Below are 16701 nucleotides of genomic sequence, written 5' to 3'. Positions count from 1 at the left end.
TGCGTATATTATCTACTGACGAGTAGCTAACATCGCATCGCGCGTCCTGTCAATTCGCAAAGCCGGCAAGGCGGTTCACCTTGGCAGAAGCCCACCAGAGTCCTGGCTCAACGCCGTTCAGATCGCAGCAGGAACGCAAAGAGGAGCGCGCTCAGAAGCGCGAGGCCATTCTCGTGGCAGCCGTTAGGATGTTCAATGAGCGCGGTTTTCACGCGACATCACTCGACGAAGTGGCGGCAAGCCTCGGGGTCTCGAAGCCGACAATCTACCATTATCTCGGCAACAAGGATCAGGTGCTGCTCGAATGCTTAACGCGCGGACTGGAGCATCTACGGCGAGCGGCCGAGGAGGCGCGCGCGCGGCCCGGCTCGGGTCTCGAACGGTTGCGGGCCTTTCTGCGGCGCTATGCCGAGATCAATATGAGCGATTTTGGCCGATGCGTGATCAGAACCGATGGGAATGCTCTCTCGCCCGAAAGTGGGGAACGGTTCCGGTTGCTGAAGCGGCAGATCGATGCCGCTATGCGCGGCCTCATCGAGGAGGGAATCGCGGATGGATCCATCCGGCCGACCGACACGCGGCTTGCGGCTTTCGTTCTGGCCGGCGCGCTTAACTGGCCCTCGCATTGGTTCCGCGAGGATGGAGAGATGCCGGCGCAGGAGCTCGCGGAACGGATGGTTGATCTGCTCACATCCGGGCTTGCACCGCGCTGAAGCGACCCCGCTGAAACGGGGCCGCTATGCGTGGGGGGGATCGTTGCCGCCAGCTAGATCACGCCTCTAGAATTGAAGGGTTCCGCTGATCTTGAAGGTGCGGCCCGGTTCGGTGAAATAGGCCTGGGACAGCGAGGTGCTGCTCGGCACGTTCAGCGCATCGACATAGGTCTCGTTGAAGACATTGAAGACGCCTGCCTGCAGCAACAGCCCGTCAATTTGCGCGGGCTTCCACCACGCGGTGAGATCAACCTTGGCGTAAGAGGATGTCTCGAGCTTCTCCTGGGCGGCTTCCGAGAGGTCGCTCGGCACCTTGTGCCTTGGGCCCGCCGCCGTGATGATGACATCCGTGCCCCAACTCTCTGCGGCATAGCCAAGGCCGACAATGCCCTTCAGCGGGGGAATCGTGTCGAGATAGATGTCGTTCTTGGTGTCTTTGCCATTGGCATAGCCAAGCATCGCCCAGCCATGGAAGCCTGAATCGAGCCGGCCATGAACCCGCAGCTCCGCACCATAGATACGCACTCTGTCGCGATTGATGGCTTCGGTGATCCCCCCAATCGGGAAGAGGGGGCTTTCATAGGTTACCGTGTCGATGAAGTCCTTATAGTAATTGTCGAACAGGCTGACGGTCATGCCGAGGTCGCGGTCGCCTGCACGCAGGCCAACCTCGAAGCCGTTGCTCTTCTCGGGCTTGAGTTCCGGGTTGCCCTTGCGCAGATAGGTGCCGAGACCGCCATAATTCATATAGAGGTCAACCGGGTCGGGGGCACGGAAGGCCTGCGCCCATTGGGCATAGAGCGTGATATTCCGCACGATATCGTATTCGGCGCGCAGCTTGGGCGAGAAGGCCGAATCGCTGTTCGAAGGCGGCAGGCCCATATAGGCTGCGTTGTCCTCGAAGGCCGGGGTCGACTTCGGTGTCTGCTCATACCAGTCGAAGCGAATACCCGGCGTCAGCCGCAGCCGTCCGGCAAGAAAGCTGATCTCGTCCTCGATGAACAGGCCAAGGGTTGCCCCGTCCACCTTGGGCGTGTCTGCCTGATTGGCATGAAGGAAGGCGCAGGCCGGGATGGTCGGATCGCAATTGTCCTTGCCATGCGCGAATTGCTGGTAGGTGGTGCCGAAGAGCTCGCCACCGACGGTGAATTCATGAGGCTGGCCAAGGAAAGAGAGCGTTTTCACCGCATTGCCGTTCACCCCATAGATCTCGCTCTCGAGATGGCTGCCTCGCTTATATGGACCGGCGGGTGCGGTGAGGCGGGTCGCCGAGGTGATCGTGTTCAGATCCTGCTTCTGCCAATAGGCAACCACATAGGCGCTGTCGGCCCACTGGCTGGTCCGCTCGGCATCGAATTTATAGGAGAGCGAGACCCGGTCGCGCTTGTTCAGCTCGGATGCGCGGTAATCGTCATAGGTCGGGGTCTCACTGGTTAAAAGCTTGGAATCGCTATCGCGGCGGAAGATCTCACCTGTCAGGCCGAAGACATGACCACCGGCCATGTGATGATTGATCTTCCCGAGAAATGAGCCGAGGTCGTAACCCTCGGGGTTGGGCTTCGTCCGGGTTGGCCCTGTGCCACCGATCTTGCCTTTATTGCGGATCTCTTCGCCCATGCGATAGCTGCCTTGGGCGAGCAGGTAAGTGTTGTTGATCCTATGGGCGAGCGCCTGACCGGCATGGAAGCTGTTGTCGCGGCTGTCGAAGGACAATTTGCTGATCCCGCCCCAACTATTGCCCGGCGCGATCAAGTCTTCCGGATGGAGCGTGCGAAACGCAACCACGCCGCCCAGAGCACCCGAGCCGAAGACGCTGGAATCAGCCCCTTTGACGATGTCGATCGCGGAAAGCATGTCGGTGTCGATCAGGTTGACGCCACCGGCATAATTGGCTCCCGTCGCGCTCGACCGGGCACCATCCCTCAGATAGGGTAGCCGGATACCATCGATCGTGGTGAGAACGCGGCCCTGATCGAGACCGCGGATGTTGAAGCTGCCATTGCTTTCATTGAAATCCACATTGGGCGCGAGCTCGCCGATCTCATCGACGCTGTCGATCTGCCGATAGGTGAGCTCCTCGCTGGAAATCGTGGTGGTCAGCACCGTGTCGCCTGTGGCGCCGGGTCGGCCAGCGGTGACCAGAACCGGATCAAGGACCGTCGCCGCCTCGCTGTCATCGGCGTCCGATGGCTGGGATGGTGAAACGGTCTGGGCCAGCACCGATGTGCAGGCCAAAGTGAAGGCTGCGGTTCCGGCCAGACCGGCCAGGAACCGTCGATGAACGGATCGCATGAGAACCCCCCTTACTCAGGTGAAGACCTATTCGCTGGCGGGGTCCGTTCGGTCGGAAGTCCTGGCTGGCTGATTGAGGTGCCACAGCGGCGTGGCATGGCGGGCAACCTACGCGGAAGCCTTATCAATTCAAGTCGAATGAGGGGAAGAGATGGCGAGATTTCCGTGGTTCGGAGCGAGCATCCATTGTCGCGATGACGGGACACCGTCGTCGGACTTGCGGGGTGGACGGGGAGTGGATTAGGCGGAAGCCTCTCGGCGGGCCCATATGGCCGTGATCAGGGCCGCATAGCTCCAGGTCAGGCGTTTTGCGGAGGTCTGCTCACCCGTGGACTGGTCGAACTGTTCCGAGAGCTCCAGGCTCTCGGGAGTATAGGCCCGAACCGTTTCCATGAAATCATCGCCACGCCTCAGAAAGGCTTGCGCGGCTATTTCAGGAGAGGGCGTCGACGCATCGAAGCAACGCTGTGCGAAGCCCCTATTCTCAGGGGTGATGGTGAAGCCTCTGGTTTCACGAACTGCCGCTGAGAGACGATAATAGAACTCTGCTGCCGCCAATGTAGAGAAGTAATAGGCGCCACCGCTATAATAGTGGTCCCCGAGATAACGACCCATCGCAGGACCGGAACTCCTGCGCTGCTGGTTGATCTTATATTCCGCCGTAAAGAGATTTTCCAAGCGGGAAAGAGTTGCTTGAGCCCTAGGGTCAAGAACGCTGTGCGGTCCTGAATGGCGCTCCGCATGGATGACGGCAAGAATCGTTGCAATATCCAGATGCTTCCGCCGGCTGTCCTCAGAACCGTTGGGGAGGCGACTGCGATAGAAGCCCTCCGCCGCAGACCAATGCTCATCGAGCGCATGTCGGAGGCCGAGAGCGGCATCGCGGCAGGCTTGGGCAAGCGCGGATTCTCCGGCCGCATCCATGACCGAAGCCCCGTCCTCTGCTGCGGCGAGCTGAACCAGTCTTACGGCATAATGATGGTTCAGCTCTTCCTCCCAAAAATCGACGGAAGGTTCGCGCCAATGCCGGCAGATATAGGCAAGATCGGATTTCAGAAGGTCCAGAAGCGCCCGGTCCAGGGGATGGCCATGGAGGACCAGACGCTCGCGAGCGCGCATCAGCGTCAGCGCCCGCAGGGCGGGCCCGTCATTCTGCGGCCGTGCCCATTGGGTGATGTCCAGGGTGCCATCGGGATTGAACCGCACGTCGCCGAGCACGCGGTCGCCGTGGATCTCAGCAAGCTCATCGCTCGCGCGCAGGAACTTGCGGTAGTCCGGGACCGTGCTCGCCTCTCTCGTCTCGAGCGGTGGCGCCAAGCGTCCGTCAAGCCGAGAAAGGTCCGCGCTGAACGCAATAAAATCCGCCAGATACTGCAAAGCCTCGCGCGGCAGCGTGCCGTCCGTGATCAGGATGCAGAGCGCATCCATGACGATTGCGGAATCCCGCAGCCAATGAAAGAAGTAATCCGGGTCAGGATCATAGGAGGCCAGCACGGGAGACGCCAGAACGGAGCCTGGTTTCGGTATGACCGTCTGGCCAAATCCAGGTCTCTCCTTGATGATCCCCGTCGCTGAAATGCTTTTGAGCATCTCGCCTGCGGCGAACCGATAGGCGGCATCCATCCATGCGGTAAGGCCGCCGGGCTCGGGTGCTAGATGCTCTCCCATGGGCAGGCTCTCCGGGTCAGGCCGTCCTATGATGTGGCTGTAGCGTCATTGCCAAGATGCGGGCTCGTGAATCCGAGCCTGCGCAAGCCGGTCTGTACCTCGGGCGCGCTCATGAACAGCCGCCACAAAAGACCGGTGCGGTAATTCTCGATCATGGTGATGATGGGACCCTGGTCGATGGCGAGGAAGGTTTTGGCATACCAGTCATCCCTGAGCGAGAACGCATCGACAAAGCCATAGCGCCCCCAGATACGGTCGCCGAGCTCATGGTAGAAGTACCGAAGCGCGCGCATGGCCTTGTCCGGCGCGTAGGGAAAGCTCGAAAGGGCAGCGGTTGGGGAAATGACCCCATTGTCATTGCTGGGCGCATGAGCGGCATAGCCATGCGGATCATCGCTGGCCGTGAGACCCCAGCAGTCCTCGCCATAGCCCGCATGCCCATAGGGATTGTGGATGCAATGGGCATGATTGATCAGAGTATGACGGAAATTCTGCTCCCAGTAATCCGCATAGCGATCCTTAAGGCCGCGCGGATCGAGCCCTGAGAAGCTGTAGTGGCAGAAGAACAATGGGCCGCCCATGGCGGGGCCCAGGGGCAGCTCGATGCCGTAATATTTATGTCCGTTGAGGAACTCGCGGTTGAGCGCCCAGCCATTGTGATAGACGGCAGGGTCGATGGCATAGCGCGGGGCGCCGGCGGCCAAGACATAGGCGACGAGGCACTCGTTCCAGCCGCGCACCTCATGGTTCATGGCAAAGCCGTTATTGGGGCTCCAATGCCAGTAGAGGACTTCGCGGCCACCTTGCGTGTACCAGTTCCACTCGGTCTCCTCCCACAGGACATTGATGCGCCCGCGCAACCGCCTTTCGGCAGGCGTGTCCGCGTTGAAATATTGCCGGGCGCAAAGAAGCCCCTCCATCAGGAAGGCGGTTTCGACGATATCGCCGCCGTCATCCTTGCGGGAGAAGGGTATGGTGGCGCCGGTTCGGCCATTCAGGAAATGGGGATAGGTGCCGTGATAGCAGGTGGCCCGCTCGAGGCAATCGAGCATGGCCGAAAGGCGAGTGATGGCCTGCTCACGGGTGATCCACCCCCGCTCGGTCGCCACGAGGATCACCATCGCGCCAAAGCCTGAACCGCCGCTTGCCACGAGATCATCATCGGGATCACCCGCTATGGTCGACCGGTCTCGGGCAAGACCGCTGATGGGGTGGGCCCCCTCCCAGAAAAAGTGAAAGGTCTGCCGCTGAACCAAATCGAGCAGAGCCTCATCCGACAAATCCGCCGGACGGGCAACGGTTGACATGGACGTGAGCCTATCTTGCATTTTGGTTCCAGAGTTCACGAGGTTACCGGTTGGGGGAGGGCCGTCACCGGGGCCGTTTCGAAGACATCAGACGGATCATTGTCCTTCACTAGGTGCAGCACGCGCATGAAGTAGTGATCGGCGGCACTGCCCCGGCCGATATAGATCACCGCCGTATCGGGAAGATCTTCCGCCAGGTACGCAAAGATCGATCTGCGTCTTGCATCGTCCAGATTGTCGATCGCCTCGTCGATGACGACCCATCGCGGCCGGCGGAGATGGATGCGCGCAAAGGCGAGGCATTGCTGCTCGTCATCGGAAAGCTCCTTGTCCCATCTGGACGTGCGGTCGAGATCATCCGCAAAACGGTTCAGGTGAGTCCGTATGATGGCCGCATGAAGTTCCTCATCGGTGAACGCGACCTGTGGTGCGGGATAGGCCAGCGCGGACCGCAACGTGCCCGGTGGTATGTAAGGCCGGCGAGGCACGAACATGACGCCGTCGGATGGAAGCCCAATCCGGCCCGCGCCCCAGGGCCACAGACCGCCCAGGGCGCGGAAGAGAAGGGTCTTTCCCGAGCCCGACTCGCCCGTGATCAGCACCCGTTCGCCCGGCTTGATGGCAACGCTGGTTTCGTTGAGCCGGGTTGCGCCGCTCGGCGAGGTCACACGGATATTGTCGAGCGTAAGCTGCTTGCCCCCGTCGGTAAACGTGATCGTGCTTGGGCCGCGCTCGACCTTATCCATGGCGATCACCGCCCTTCGGAAGCTTGCGATCCGCAGGAGCAGGGCCCGCCAATTGGCGATGATCGAGAAATTGTCGACGAACCAACGCAGCGCGCTCTGCACCTGATTGAAGGCGCCGACCACCATCATCAGTCCGCCGAATGAGAGATCTCCGCCGAAATAGCCGGGCGCCGCCACGAGAATAGGCGCGACGATCGTGAACCATCCATAGCCCGCCGTCACCCAGGTGAGCCCCGTGACGGCAAACACGATGCGCCGCATCTGGCTGAGCACGGCATCCAGCACGCCCTCGAGCCGGCTCTTCTCGTCCGCCTCGCCACGGTTGAGCGCGATGCCATCCGCATTCTCATTGACCTGCACCAGCGCGAAGCGCAATTCCGCCTCGCGGGCGTAGAGATCGGCATTGAGACCGATCAGCGGACGGCCCACCAGCCAGCTCAGCCAAGAGGCGATGGCGGCATAAAGGAGTGCACACCAGACCATGTAGCCGGGGATGCTGAAACTTTCACCGGCAAGGGTGAATACCACCCCATCGGACAGCACCCACAGCACACCGATGAAACTGCCGAGAAGCAGGGTGGACTGCAGCAGGCCAATGCCGAGATTGGTTGAAAGCTGGGTGAGCATTTGCGCATCCTCATGGATACGCATGTCCGGATTGGCACCAACCGGACCCGCATTGGTCAGCCGAAAGGCCCGCCCCGGCTGCATCCATTGGCCAATCAGATCGCGCGCAAGTCCCTCGCGGAGTTTGAGCTGCATCATCTGGTTGAGCCAGGTCTGCGCCACGTTGAGCACAAGGAGGCCGCCGGCAATCACGGCAAAGACAACAAGCTGATGGAGAAAGGCCCCGAGATCCTTGCGGGACAGCGCGTTATAGAAGGGCTCGTTCCACGCGTTCAACTGCACCTGGCCATAGGCGGTGGCGCCGACCACAGCGACAATGGCGAGGGCGAGTAGCACGAGTTTTGGAAAGAGCGGCGAGGACACAAATGTGCTCGCCAGCATCCAAAGCTGCGAGGCGGCGGTCTCGTCCGACAAATTCTCAGGGAACAGTGCCGAAGAGCCGTTCCGACGCTCACCCACCGGCTGAACCGACATGCGGATTTAACTCCCGCGTTGTAGTAAATGGGGCAGAGCCCTTGAGAATGGAGAATGCCCCGTGAGGCGTATCGAAAATCTTCTTACAGCCATGACGCTGGAAGAGAAAATTGGCCAGCTCAATATGATTACGGCCAACTATGCTGTGACGGGGCCAATTGTCGCTGGTGATGCGACGGAAGGCATTCGTGCCGGCCGCATCGGCAACATGCTGAACCTCTGGGGCGCCGAACCCGTCCGAGCGGCTCAACGCCTGGCGGTTGAGGAATCGCGCCTCGGTATTCCACTGCTCATCGGCTTCGATACCGTGCATGGCCAGCGGACGATTTTCCCGATCGGGCCGGCGGAAGCGGGGATTTTCGATGAGGAGATTTGGGAGCGCACGGCGCGCATGGCGGCGATCGAGGCAGCGGAGGATGGGCTGAGCATGGTGTTCGCGCCCATGCTGGATGTGGCGCGTGATCCGCGATGGGGCCGGATGGCCGAGGGACCGGGGGAGGACCCTTATGTGGCCAGCCGCATGGGGGTTGCCAAAGTCCGAGGCTTCCAGGGTTCGGATCTGGCCGCCGCCGATAGCGTGGTGGCGACCGTGAAGCATTTCTGCGCCTATGGTGCGGTCACGGCCGGCCGGGACTATGCCTCTGTCGATATTTCGGAGCGCACCCTGCGTGAGGTCTATCTGCCGCCCTTTGAAGCGGCCGTGAAGGCTGGTGCCGGAGCGATCATGCCCGCCTTCAACGACATTGCCGGTGTGCCCATGACAGCTCACGTGCGCCTGCTGCGAGACTGGCTGCGCGGTGAGCTCGGCTTCGAAGGGGTGATCGTCAGCGATTACAACGCCATTGCCGAGCTCATCAATCATGGTGTCGCCGGTGATCTTGCCGAAGCCGCCGCCCTGGCACTCAAGGCCGGCGTCGACCTCGACATGATGGCCAATGCCTATACGCGCGGACTGCCCGAGGCACTCGAACGCGGGCTTGTCACCATGGATGACATCGATGTCTGCGTGCGCCGGGTGCTCAGGCTGAAGGAGCGCCTCGGCCTCTTCGATGACCCCTATTGCCGAGGCGTCCCTGTGGCGCCGAATGCCCGGACGGGCCCTGCGCAACGGGCGCTTGCCCGCGAGGTGGCGCGGCGCGCGATCGTGCTTCTCACCAACAAGGGTGTCCTGCCCATCACCGGCAAGGTGCAGCGGCTCGCGCTGCTTGGGCCATTGGCCGATGCCCGAGGGGACATGCGTGGTCCCTGGTTTGGCGCGGGCTATGAGCAGGACCCGGTCACCATTCTGGAAGGTATGATTGCGGGCCTGCCGGGTGTTCAAATCCTGCATGCGCCCGGGGTCAGCATCACCGGCGAGGATGTCAGCGGCATTCCGCAAGCGCTGGAGGCCGCGCGATCGGCTGATATGGTGGTGCTGGCGGTGGGCGAGGCAGCCAATATGAGCGGCGAAGCGACGAGCCGGGCAGATCCATGCCTTCCTGGCCGCCAGAACGAACTGGTCGACGCGGTGCTCAATCTGGGCAAGCCGGTCATCGCTCTTGTCTCGTCCGGCCGGCCGTTGACGATTTCCTCTCTGGTCGAGCGAGCGGATGCCGTGCTTGCCACCTGGTGGCTTGGCACGGAGGCGGGTCATGCCATCGCCGACGTGCTGACTGGTCAGCACAATCCGAGCGGGCGATTGTCCGTGACCTGGCCGCGAGAGGTGGGACAGGTGCCGATCTTCTATGCAGAGCGCCCCTCGGGTCGCCCGGCCAATCCGAAAGACCACTATACCAGCAAATATCTCGACGTGCCGGTGACGCCTCTGTTTCCCTTCGGCCATGGGCTCTCCTATGGGCGTTTCAGGCTGTGCAATCTCAAGGTCAGCCCGACGGAGGTCGCGACCACCGGCGTTATCACCGTTGAAGTCGATGTGGTGAACGAGGGCGGTGTTGCGGGCGAGGAGACCGTCTTCCTGTTCATGCGCGATCCCGTGGCAAGCGTTGCCCGGCCGGTCATGGAGCTGAAGCGCTTCGGCAAAGCCCGCCTCAGGCCTCAATCCTCCGAGGCGGTACGCTTTTCCTTGCCTGTCGCGGAACTTGCTTTTCCCGGTCTCGACATGAACCCAGTGGTGGAGCCAGGCACGTTCGAAGTGCTGGTGGGCACCAGTGCGGATGAGACACAGCTTCTGCGGGCGACAGTGACCCTGTGCGGCGCTTGAGGCGACTCAGAGATCCAGCGGCGGGCGCGCTGCGCCATGCTGCTGGCGAAAACCGCTGGGCGGCAGGCTGAACATCCGCTTGAAGGCCCGGTTAAAAGCGGCTTCCGAGTCATAGCCGGCCTCAAAGGCAATGCGGGCGATCGGCTCGTGAGAATTGGTCAGACGCTGGGCCGCCGCCTGCAGGCGCCAATGGGCGAGATAGCGCATAGGAGGCTCACCGATCAGGCTGGTGAACCGCTCGGCAAAGGCAGAGCGGGACAGTCCCACCTCCCGGGCAAGTTCCTCCGTTGTCCAGCGATGGGTCATGGGGCCATGGAGCAATGCCAAGGCGCGGCCGATGATGGGGTCGCGCAAGCCTGCCAGCCAGCCGCTGGTCTCTTGCGGGAGAGCCGCCACATAGCGGCTCACCGCTTCAATGAAGAGGAGCTCCGCAAGCCTGCCCAGAAGGGCCGGGGATTGCGGCCCTGCCTGGCACATCCGCCCGGCGGCGAGCCGCACTGAACTTTCGATCCAGCGCCCGACCTGCTGCTCGAAGCTGATGGTGAGCATTTTCGGCAAGAGATCGCAGACTGGCGTCTTCGGCGCATTGGTGCCGAGGAAGCCGCAGAGGATCTGAGTCCGCTCGCCGCCTCCGCCATGGACGATGCGTGCCAAGCCGCCGTCATTTGCAGGCTGGATGAGGCCATCAGCGCTTATGGGCTTAAGGTTCTCCCCGCTGCCGATCACATGCTCATCATTGCGCGGCAGCAAGATGACCTCACCGGCTGCGACCGTCACGGCTGGCATGCCCTCGGTCTCGACGACCAGCCTGCCGGCCGTGACATAGTGATAGGCGATGAGCTGATTGGGCTCCGGCATGAACGGCTTGCAGTCTTCGGGCGTGAGCTTCGAGGTCACGCACCAGGGTGCCGTGAAGTCTGCCTCGAGGAAGATCGCGCCGGAAAGCTGCATCGTTCTGAGGATGTCCTGCAGCGCATCCATATGCCTTACCTGGAAATCCGGCGGACCGGTCAAAAGAACCGGCGTTCCGATCATTCTTTCCGAGCTCATAATGGAGCATAAAGCGCGCGGAACAGTAAAGGGCATAGTCGTTCGCGACAACATATGGCTGTTTCCGACTTGCCGCCGGCTGCAGTTGCAGTAGCCAGGCTGTAATCACCAGAGGAAATGCGATGATGAACGCTAAACATCAGCTGCCGCAGCTGAATGGAGGGCTTTTCCTGACAGATGGTGGTATTGAAACCACCTTGATCTTTTTGGAGGGCCTGGAGCTTCCCCAGTTTGCTGCATTTCATTTGCTGAGGGACGAGAAGGGCACCGAGGCGCTCCGCAGCTATTATCGCCGCCATGCAAGCATTGCGCGGGACAAGGGCGTGGGTTTCATTCTGGAAAGCGCGACATGGCGGGCCAGCGCGGATTGGGGGGAGAAGCTCGGCTATCGCCCGGAGGCGCTCGATGAGGCCAATCGCAAGGCCATAGCCCTCCTGCATGGGCTCAAGGCCGAACTCGAAATCCTAAGCTCGCCGATGGTGGTGAGCGGCTGTGTCGGCCCGCGCGGGGATGGCTACGAGCCCGGCCGGATCATGCGGCCAGCGGTGGCGGAAGCCTATCACGCGCGCCAGATCGGCATTTTCGCTGAAATGGGCGTTGATCTCGTGACCGCCATCACCATGACCAATATCCACGAGGCGATCGGGGTTACCCGTGCCGCCCAAGCCGCGGGACTACCGGTCGTCCTGTCATTCACCGTCGAAACCGACGGTCGTCTGCCCACGGGTGATACCCTGCAGGATGCAATCGAAACCATTGATCTCGTCACCAATGGCGCGCCCAGCTACTACATGATCAATTGCGCGCATCCCTGCCATTTCGACCATATACTTACGGAAGGGGCCTGGCTTGAGCGGGTGCGCGGCATCCGGGCGAATGCATCAAAATGCAGCCATGCAGAGCTCAATGAGGCAACGGAACTCGACGATGGCGATCCAGCTGAGCTTGCCTCGCACTATCGCGAACTGCGCCGGCGCCTGCCTCACCTGAACGTGCTCGGCGGTTGTTGTGGCACCGATCACCGCCATATCGAGCAGATCTGCGAGGCGTGCTTCTCAGAACCTGGTGACCCGATGCGCCATGGCGTTGCGGCTTAGCTCGAGGCTGTGAGCGCGATGCCGGCTTGCGACTGAAACCGGGCGGTGAGCCAAGATGCGGCTGGACCCGGTGGCGTATCGGTCCGATAGATCACATCGAGGAAATAGTCGGCCCCGCGGGCATCGGGCATATCGAGCGCAATCAGCCGGCCTTGCGCGAGGTCGTCGGCGATCATCGGCAGGGGCATGTTGCCCCAGCCGATACCGGCTTTGAGCAGCATATGTTTGGAGCCGAGATCCGCCAGCCGCCAGGTGCGGCTACTGATCACCGCGAAGTCGCGCCCCTTGGTCAGAGACGACCGATCCGTCAACACCAACTGAATGTGGTCGCGCCCGGCACCGGGCGGATTGGTCCCGGCAAGCGCGAGCGGGTGGCTCGGTGCAGCCACCGGGACCATTTTCACGCTGCCGATCCTGATCCGCTCGATGCCGGAAATCGGCGCATCGAGCGGGCCACTGACACCCAGGCTTGCCACGCGGTCGAGGACCAGCTTGGTGACTGCCCCTAGCGTCTCCACATGGACATGCAGCAAAACGGTTGGAAACTGCTCGCGAAAGCTCGTGAGAGCATCAACCACGCGCTCTTCCGGTAAGAGCACGTCGACCACGAGGTGAAGCTCGGATTCGAGCCCCTGCAACATGCCTTTGGCTTTGGCCCGCAACGTGTCGACGCCGGCGAGAATGATGCGCGATTCCGCCAGCACCATACGGCCGGCCTCAGTGAGCTGGGGCTTACGGGTGCTCTCGCGATCGAACAGTGTCAGCCCGAGCTGTGCCTCGAGATTGGATATCGCATAGCTGACGACCGAGGTCGCCCGGTTGAGAGCACGGCCGGCACCGGCAAAGCTGCCCGCTTCAATGACCGCAAGGAAGACCTGAAGCTGGTCCAGGGTCGGCCTGCCCGGATCGGATACCATCGTTTTTCACCAGAACCTTTGCCGGCTGTGCCGGCGCTCGCCTGCTGCAACAAAATGGCTAGCATGACGAATTTATCGAACAGAACCTTCTATATTATTCGGCTTTTTATGCCAGGGGCCATGGGCCATGTTTCCCGCCAACCAACGCTGCGCCAGGCAGCAGCATCGAGGGAAGCGGAATATGGCAAAGGTTCTCGTGCTCTATTATTCGTCCTACGGTCATATCGAAACGATGGCACATGCCGTTGCGGAAGGTGCTCGCAACGCAGGCGCAACAGTCGACATCAAGCGTGTTCCCGAAACCGTGCCGCTCGAGATCGCTGAGCGCTCCCATTTCAAGCTCAACCAGGCGGCACCGGTCGCTACCGTCGCCGATCTCGAGCATTATGATGCGATCATCGTCGGCACCGGCACACGGTTCGGCCGGATGTCCTCGCAGATGGCGGCCTTTCTCGATCAGGCGGGTGGTCTTTGGGCCCGCGGCGCCCTCAATGGCAAGATCGGCGCGGCCTTCACCTCGACGGCTACCCAGCATGGCGGCCAGGAGATGACCTTGTTCTCGATTATCACCAATCTTCTCCATTTCGGCATGATGATTGTTGGGCTGCCCTATAGCCATACCGGGCAGATGAGCGTTGAGGAAATCGTCGGCGGCGCACCCTATGGCGCGAGCACGATCGCCGGTGGTGACGGCTCTCGCACGCCGAGCGCGCTCGATCTCGCAGGCGCACGCCATCAGGGCGAGCTGGTCGCCAAAGCGGCGCTGAAGGTTTTCGGCTAATCAGCCAATGGCCGAAGCATTCTCAAGGCGGGGAATTCAGCTCAAAGCCACTCGCCCATGGGCTTGATCGCCACGCCGGCGGCTTCGAGCCTCTGCTTTACGGCCCGCGCCATGGCGACAGCGCCTGGCGTGTCACCGTGGACGCAGACGGTGTCAACCCGCAAGGGCAGGCGCTTGCCGCTGGCTGTGATGACCTCCCCGCTCTCGACCATCCGCAACACCCGCTCGGCAGCAAGCTCCGGGTCGTGAATGACCGAGCCCTCGATCTTGCGGGACAGAAGGTTGCCGCTATCTGCATAGGCCCGGTCGGCGAAGACCTCGCGTGCCATTCTGAGCCCCAGCTCTTCGCCAGCTTTTTCCGTGGGAAGCCCGGGCATGACGACGAAGATGTAATTCGGATCCACCGCCTTGATCGCGCGGCCTATGGCGCGGGCAAGATCGAGATCATCATTGGACATGTTGCCAAGCGACCCATGCGCCTTCACATGGGTGAGCCGCAGCCCCAGACTGTGGGCAAGGGCCTGCAGCGCGCCGATCTGGTAGATGACGGACTTTTCCACATCGGCAGGGCGCTCACCGTGAATCGGGCGCCGGCCAAACCCCCAGAGATCAAGGAAGCTCGGATGGGCACCTGCGCCCACGCCCTTCTCCTTGGCCTTAGCCAAGGTGCTGGCCATCACCAGTGGATCGCCCGCATGGAAGCCGCAGGCGATATTGGCGGAGGTCACCACGTCGAGCATGGCCGCGTCATCACCCAGCTTATAGACGCCGAAGCTCTCACCCATGTCGCAGTTCAGATCGATCGTGGCCATGACCGTCACTCCAGATTGGTCGTTGAAAGCGCCGCGTGCACGCCGCTGATGAGATTGGCCTGAAGCAGCCGCTCGGATGTCAAGGCTTGCGCCTCATCGAGGGCCGGTTCAAGTATTCTGTGCAGTGATCCGAGCCAGGCCTGCTCGCGGCGGGCAAGCTCGACCGCTTCCATGATCGTCACTCTGGCAAAGCGGACCTCATCTCCCGGCCGGCGCTGGGCGATGCGCGGCAGATCCGCCTTGATGATGGTTGCGATCTTGGGATAGCCGCCGGTCGTCTGGCGGTCAGCGAGCAGGATGATGGGGCGGCCATGTCCGGGCACCTGGATGCTGCCATTGGTGATGCCGTCCGAGATGATGTTGAAGTCGCCGACATGCTCGATGACCGGCCCCTCGAGATGGCATCCCATGCGATCAGCTTTGGCCGAAATGCGATAGGGGCTGTTGAGGAAGGTGTCTATGCCTTGCGCGGTGAACAGATCGGCCTGAGGCCCGAGGACCACCCGAATGGGCCCGTTCCATTCGGGCCGGTACCGTTGGGGAAGGTTGAGCCGCGGCGCATCGGGCCGCCTGATTGTATGCAAAGGGAGCTGATCGCCGGCTTTCAGGGCCCGGCCATCGAGACCGCCAATGCCAGACCGGGAATGGGTGGAGAGACTGCCAAGAGTGGGGGTGATGTCAAAGCCGCCATGGACAGCCAGATAGCTGCGCATACCCTCTCGTATCGGCCCGATCTCAATGACATCGCCGCGCGCAAGATCAAGGGCCATGAAGGTTTCGGCCATTTGGCCATTGATCCTGACCGCCACGTCGCCGCCCCCAATGCTGAGACGGCAGGCATCGGCCTGCACCTCCGCCGAAAGCCCCACGAAGGTCATCTCGATGACCGCGGTATCGGGGGGATTGCCGACGAGCGCGTTGGCGATTGCCATGGAGACGAGGTCCATCGCGCCCGATGCGGAGATGCCATAGCGCTGATAGCCGCGCCTGCCTTTGTCTTGCAGCGTCGAGAACAGGCCGCCGTCCCTGATCAGAAGGTGATCTTTCATGGCTCGGGCTTTGCAACCTCCTCGCCCGCCTCGGCAGCAGCGCACATCTCCCGGTATTCCTCCGGAGTGATCGGTTTAAAGCGCACAATGTCACCGGGCTCGAACAGGAACGGCCGATCGCTCCGCCGCGGATCATAGGATCGCACCGGTGTCTGTCCCAGGAGGTGCCAGCCGCTCGGGATCTCCATCGGCGGACAGATCCCCGCCTGCTTGCCGCCGATCAGGATGCTGCGGGGCGGAACCCGGGCTCGCGGCTCATTCCGGCGGCTGGTGTGAATCTCCTGGGGTAGGCCGCCCAGATAGGCAAAGCCGGGAGTGAAGCCGATCATATAGACACGGTAGGTTGCACCGGAATGACGGGCGATCAGTTCCTCGGGGCTCATCCCATGGCGTTGTGCCACTTCCTCGAGATCGATCCCGTGCTCGCCGCCATAGCAGACGGGAATGGCCCAGCGCCGTCCTGTCTCGCGCAGAACGTTGATGTGCGGCCAGATCTCGTTGACGGCCAAGCACAACGCATCGCGCGAAAGATGCAAGGGATCATAGAGCACAAGGAGGGAGCGATAGGTGGGGATGATCTCTTCAACACCCTTAAGATCGCGCATCGCGAGCGCTTCACCCAGCGCGATCACCTGGCGGTTGATATCTTCGCTGATGATGCTGCCAAGCTCGACCGTGAGGGCCGCTTCGCCAGAATCCAGAAAGCGGATGCTCGTTTGCGCTGATGTGTTCATGCCGCTGCGATCTGGATGACCTCGGGACGTGGCTGGCTCGTCTCACTCACGCGAGAGCTTTGGGGCAGCTCCGATCGCTGTCAATAGCAATAGATGAGCGGCCGGCCATTGGCGGGTCGAGACGCTGCTGAGATCGGCCGGCACGAGGAGACACTCAGGAGCGCGCGGGTCTTCATCCCATGATGGGGCGAACCTGCAGCGGGCTGAAGCCATCGCACCTCGCTGTAAATGGTT

Annotated in this window: 13 protein-coding genes; 4 read left to right on the top strand and 9 right to left on the bottom strand. The window is 61.8% G+C overall.

Going from position 1 to position 16701, the window contains the following annotated elements:
• Positions 1–173 precede the first annotated feature (173 nt).
• Positions 174–713 carry a TetR/AcrR family transcriptional regulator gene (locus RCF49_RS13005; protein WP_342640309.1) on the top strand — a complete coding sequence of 180 codons (540 nt, stop codon included), beginning with the start codon at positions 174–176 and terminating at the stop codon, positions 711–713.
• Positions 714–779: 66 nt separating this feature from the next.
• Here the strand turns inward: RCF49_RS13005 and RCF49_RS13000 are convergent, their stop codons facing one another.
• From RCF49_RS13000 to RCF49_RS12985, 4 genes are all read right to left on the bottom strand, one after another.
• A complete protein-coding gene (locus RCF49_RS13000) occupies positions 780–3005 on the bottom strand; it encodes a TonB-dependent hemoglobin/transferrin/lactoferrin family receptor (RefSeq protein WP_342640308.1) in 2226 nt (741 codons plus the stop codon).
• A gap of 240 nt (positions 3006–3245) precedes the next feature.
• Positions 3246–4673, bottom strand: a complete 1428-nt coding sequence (locus tag RCF49_RS12995) for a glycoside hydrolase family 15 protein (protein WP_342640307.1) — start codon at positions 4671–4673, stop codon at positions 3246–3248.
• A gap of 26 nt (positions 4674–4699) precedes the next feature.
• Positions 4700–6001: a glucoamylase family protein gene (locus RCF49_RS12990; protein ID WP_342640306.1), complete on the bottom strand. Its 1302-nt coding sequence runs from the start codon at positions 5999–6001 to the stop codon at positions 4700–4702.
• Between the two features lie 14 nt (positions 6002–6015).
• Positions 6016–7827 carry an ABC transporter ATP-binding protein/permease gene (locus tag RCF49_RS12985; RefSeq protein ID WP_342640305.1) on the bottom strand — a complete coding sequence of 604 codons (1812 nt, stop codon included), beginning with the start codon at positions 7825–7827 and terminating at the stop codon, positions 6016–6018.
• A gap of 61 nt (positions 7828–7888) precedes the next feature.
• On the opposite strand from RCF49_RS12985, the gene RCF49_RS12980 reads away from it, so the two are divergent.
• Positions 7889–10027 carry a glycoside hydrolase family 3 N-terminal domain-containing protein gene (locus RCF49_RS12980; RefSeq protein ID WP_342640304.1) on the top strand — a complete coding sequence of 713 codons (2139 nt, stop codon included), beginning with the start codon at positions 7889–7891 and terminating at the stop codon, positions 10025–10027.
• A gap of 6 nt (positions 10028–10033) precedes the next feature.
• On the opposite strand, the gene RCF49_RS12975 is transcribed toward RCF49_RS12980, so the two are convergent.
• Positions 10034–11062, bottom strand: a complete 1029-nt coding sequence (locus RCF49_RS12975) for an AraC family transcriptional regulator (RefSeq protein ID WP_342640303.1) — start codon at positions 11060–11062, stop codon at positions 10034–10036.
• 137 nt (positions 11063–11199) lie between these two features.
• Between RCF49_RS12975 and RCF49_RS12970 the strand changes: the two genes are divergently transcribed.
• Positions 11200–12174 carry a homocysteine S-methyltransferase family protein gene (locus tag RCF49_RS12970; RefSeq protein ID WP_342640302.1) on the top strand — a complete coding sequence of 325 codons (975 nt, stop codon included), beginning with the start codon at positions 11200–11202 and terminating at the stop codon, positions 12172–12174.
• Here the strand turns inward: RCF49_RS12970 and RCF49_RS12965 are convergent.
• The gene (locus RCF49_RS12965) at positions 12171–13091 is read right to left on the bottom strand and encodes a LysR family transcriptional regulator (protein WP_342640301.1); all 921 of its coding nucleotides are present in this window, start codon (positions 13089–13091) and stop codon (positions 12171–12173) included. The genes RCF49_RS12970 and RCF49_RS12965 overlap by 4 nt on opposite strands.
• Before the next feature lie 181 nt (positions 13092–13272).
• Here RCF49_RS12965 and wrbA point away from each other — a divergent pair, with 181 nt between their 5' ends.
• Positions 13273–13872 carry an NAD(P)H:quinone oxidoreductase gene (gene wrbA / locus RCF49_RS12960; protein WP_342640300.1) on the top strand — a complete coding sequence of 200 codons (600 nt, stop codon included), beginning with the start codon at positions 13273–13275 and terminating at the stop codon, positions 13870–13872.
• Between the two features lie 41 nt (positions 13873–13913).
• Here wrbA and RCF49_RS12955 read toward each other — a convergent pair whose 3' ends face one another.
• From RCF49_RS12955 to pxpB, 3 genes are read right to left on the bottom strand one after another with little or no spacing between them, the layout of a single operon-like run.
• On the bottom strand, positions 13914–14684 hold the full coding sequence (locus RCF49_RS12955; protein ID WP_342640299.1) for a LamB/YcsF family protein: 771 nt from the start codon (positions 14682–14684) through the stop codon (positions 13914–13916).
• Positions 14685–14689: 5 nt separating this feature from the next.
• Complete coding sequence (locus RCF49_RS12950) at positions 14690–15733, bottom strand: biotin-dependent carboxyltransferase family protein (protein WP_342640298.1); 1044 nt, start codon at positions 15731–15733, stop codon at positions 14690–14692.
• Entirely contained in the window at positions 15730–16467 is a 738-nt protein-coding gene (pxpB, locus tag RCF49_RS12945; RefSeq protein WP_342640297.1) for a 5-oxoprolinase subunit PxpB, read from the bottom strand. Before pxpB ends, RCF49_RS12950 begins: the two co-directional genes overlap by 4 nt.
• Positions 16468–16701: the final 234 nt, after the last annotated feature.

Origin of the sequence: Rhodoligotrophos sp. CJ14, assembly GCF_038811545.1 — a bacterium.
GTDB classification, from domain to species: Bacteria; Pseudomonadota; Alphaproteobacteria; order Rhizobiales; family Im1; genus Rhodoligotrophos; species Rhodoligotrophos ferricapiens.
Note: the sequence above shows the minus strand (reverse complement) of the source record. Positions and strands in the feature narration are given on the sequence as shown.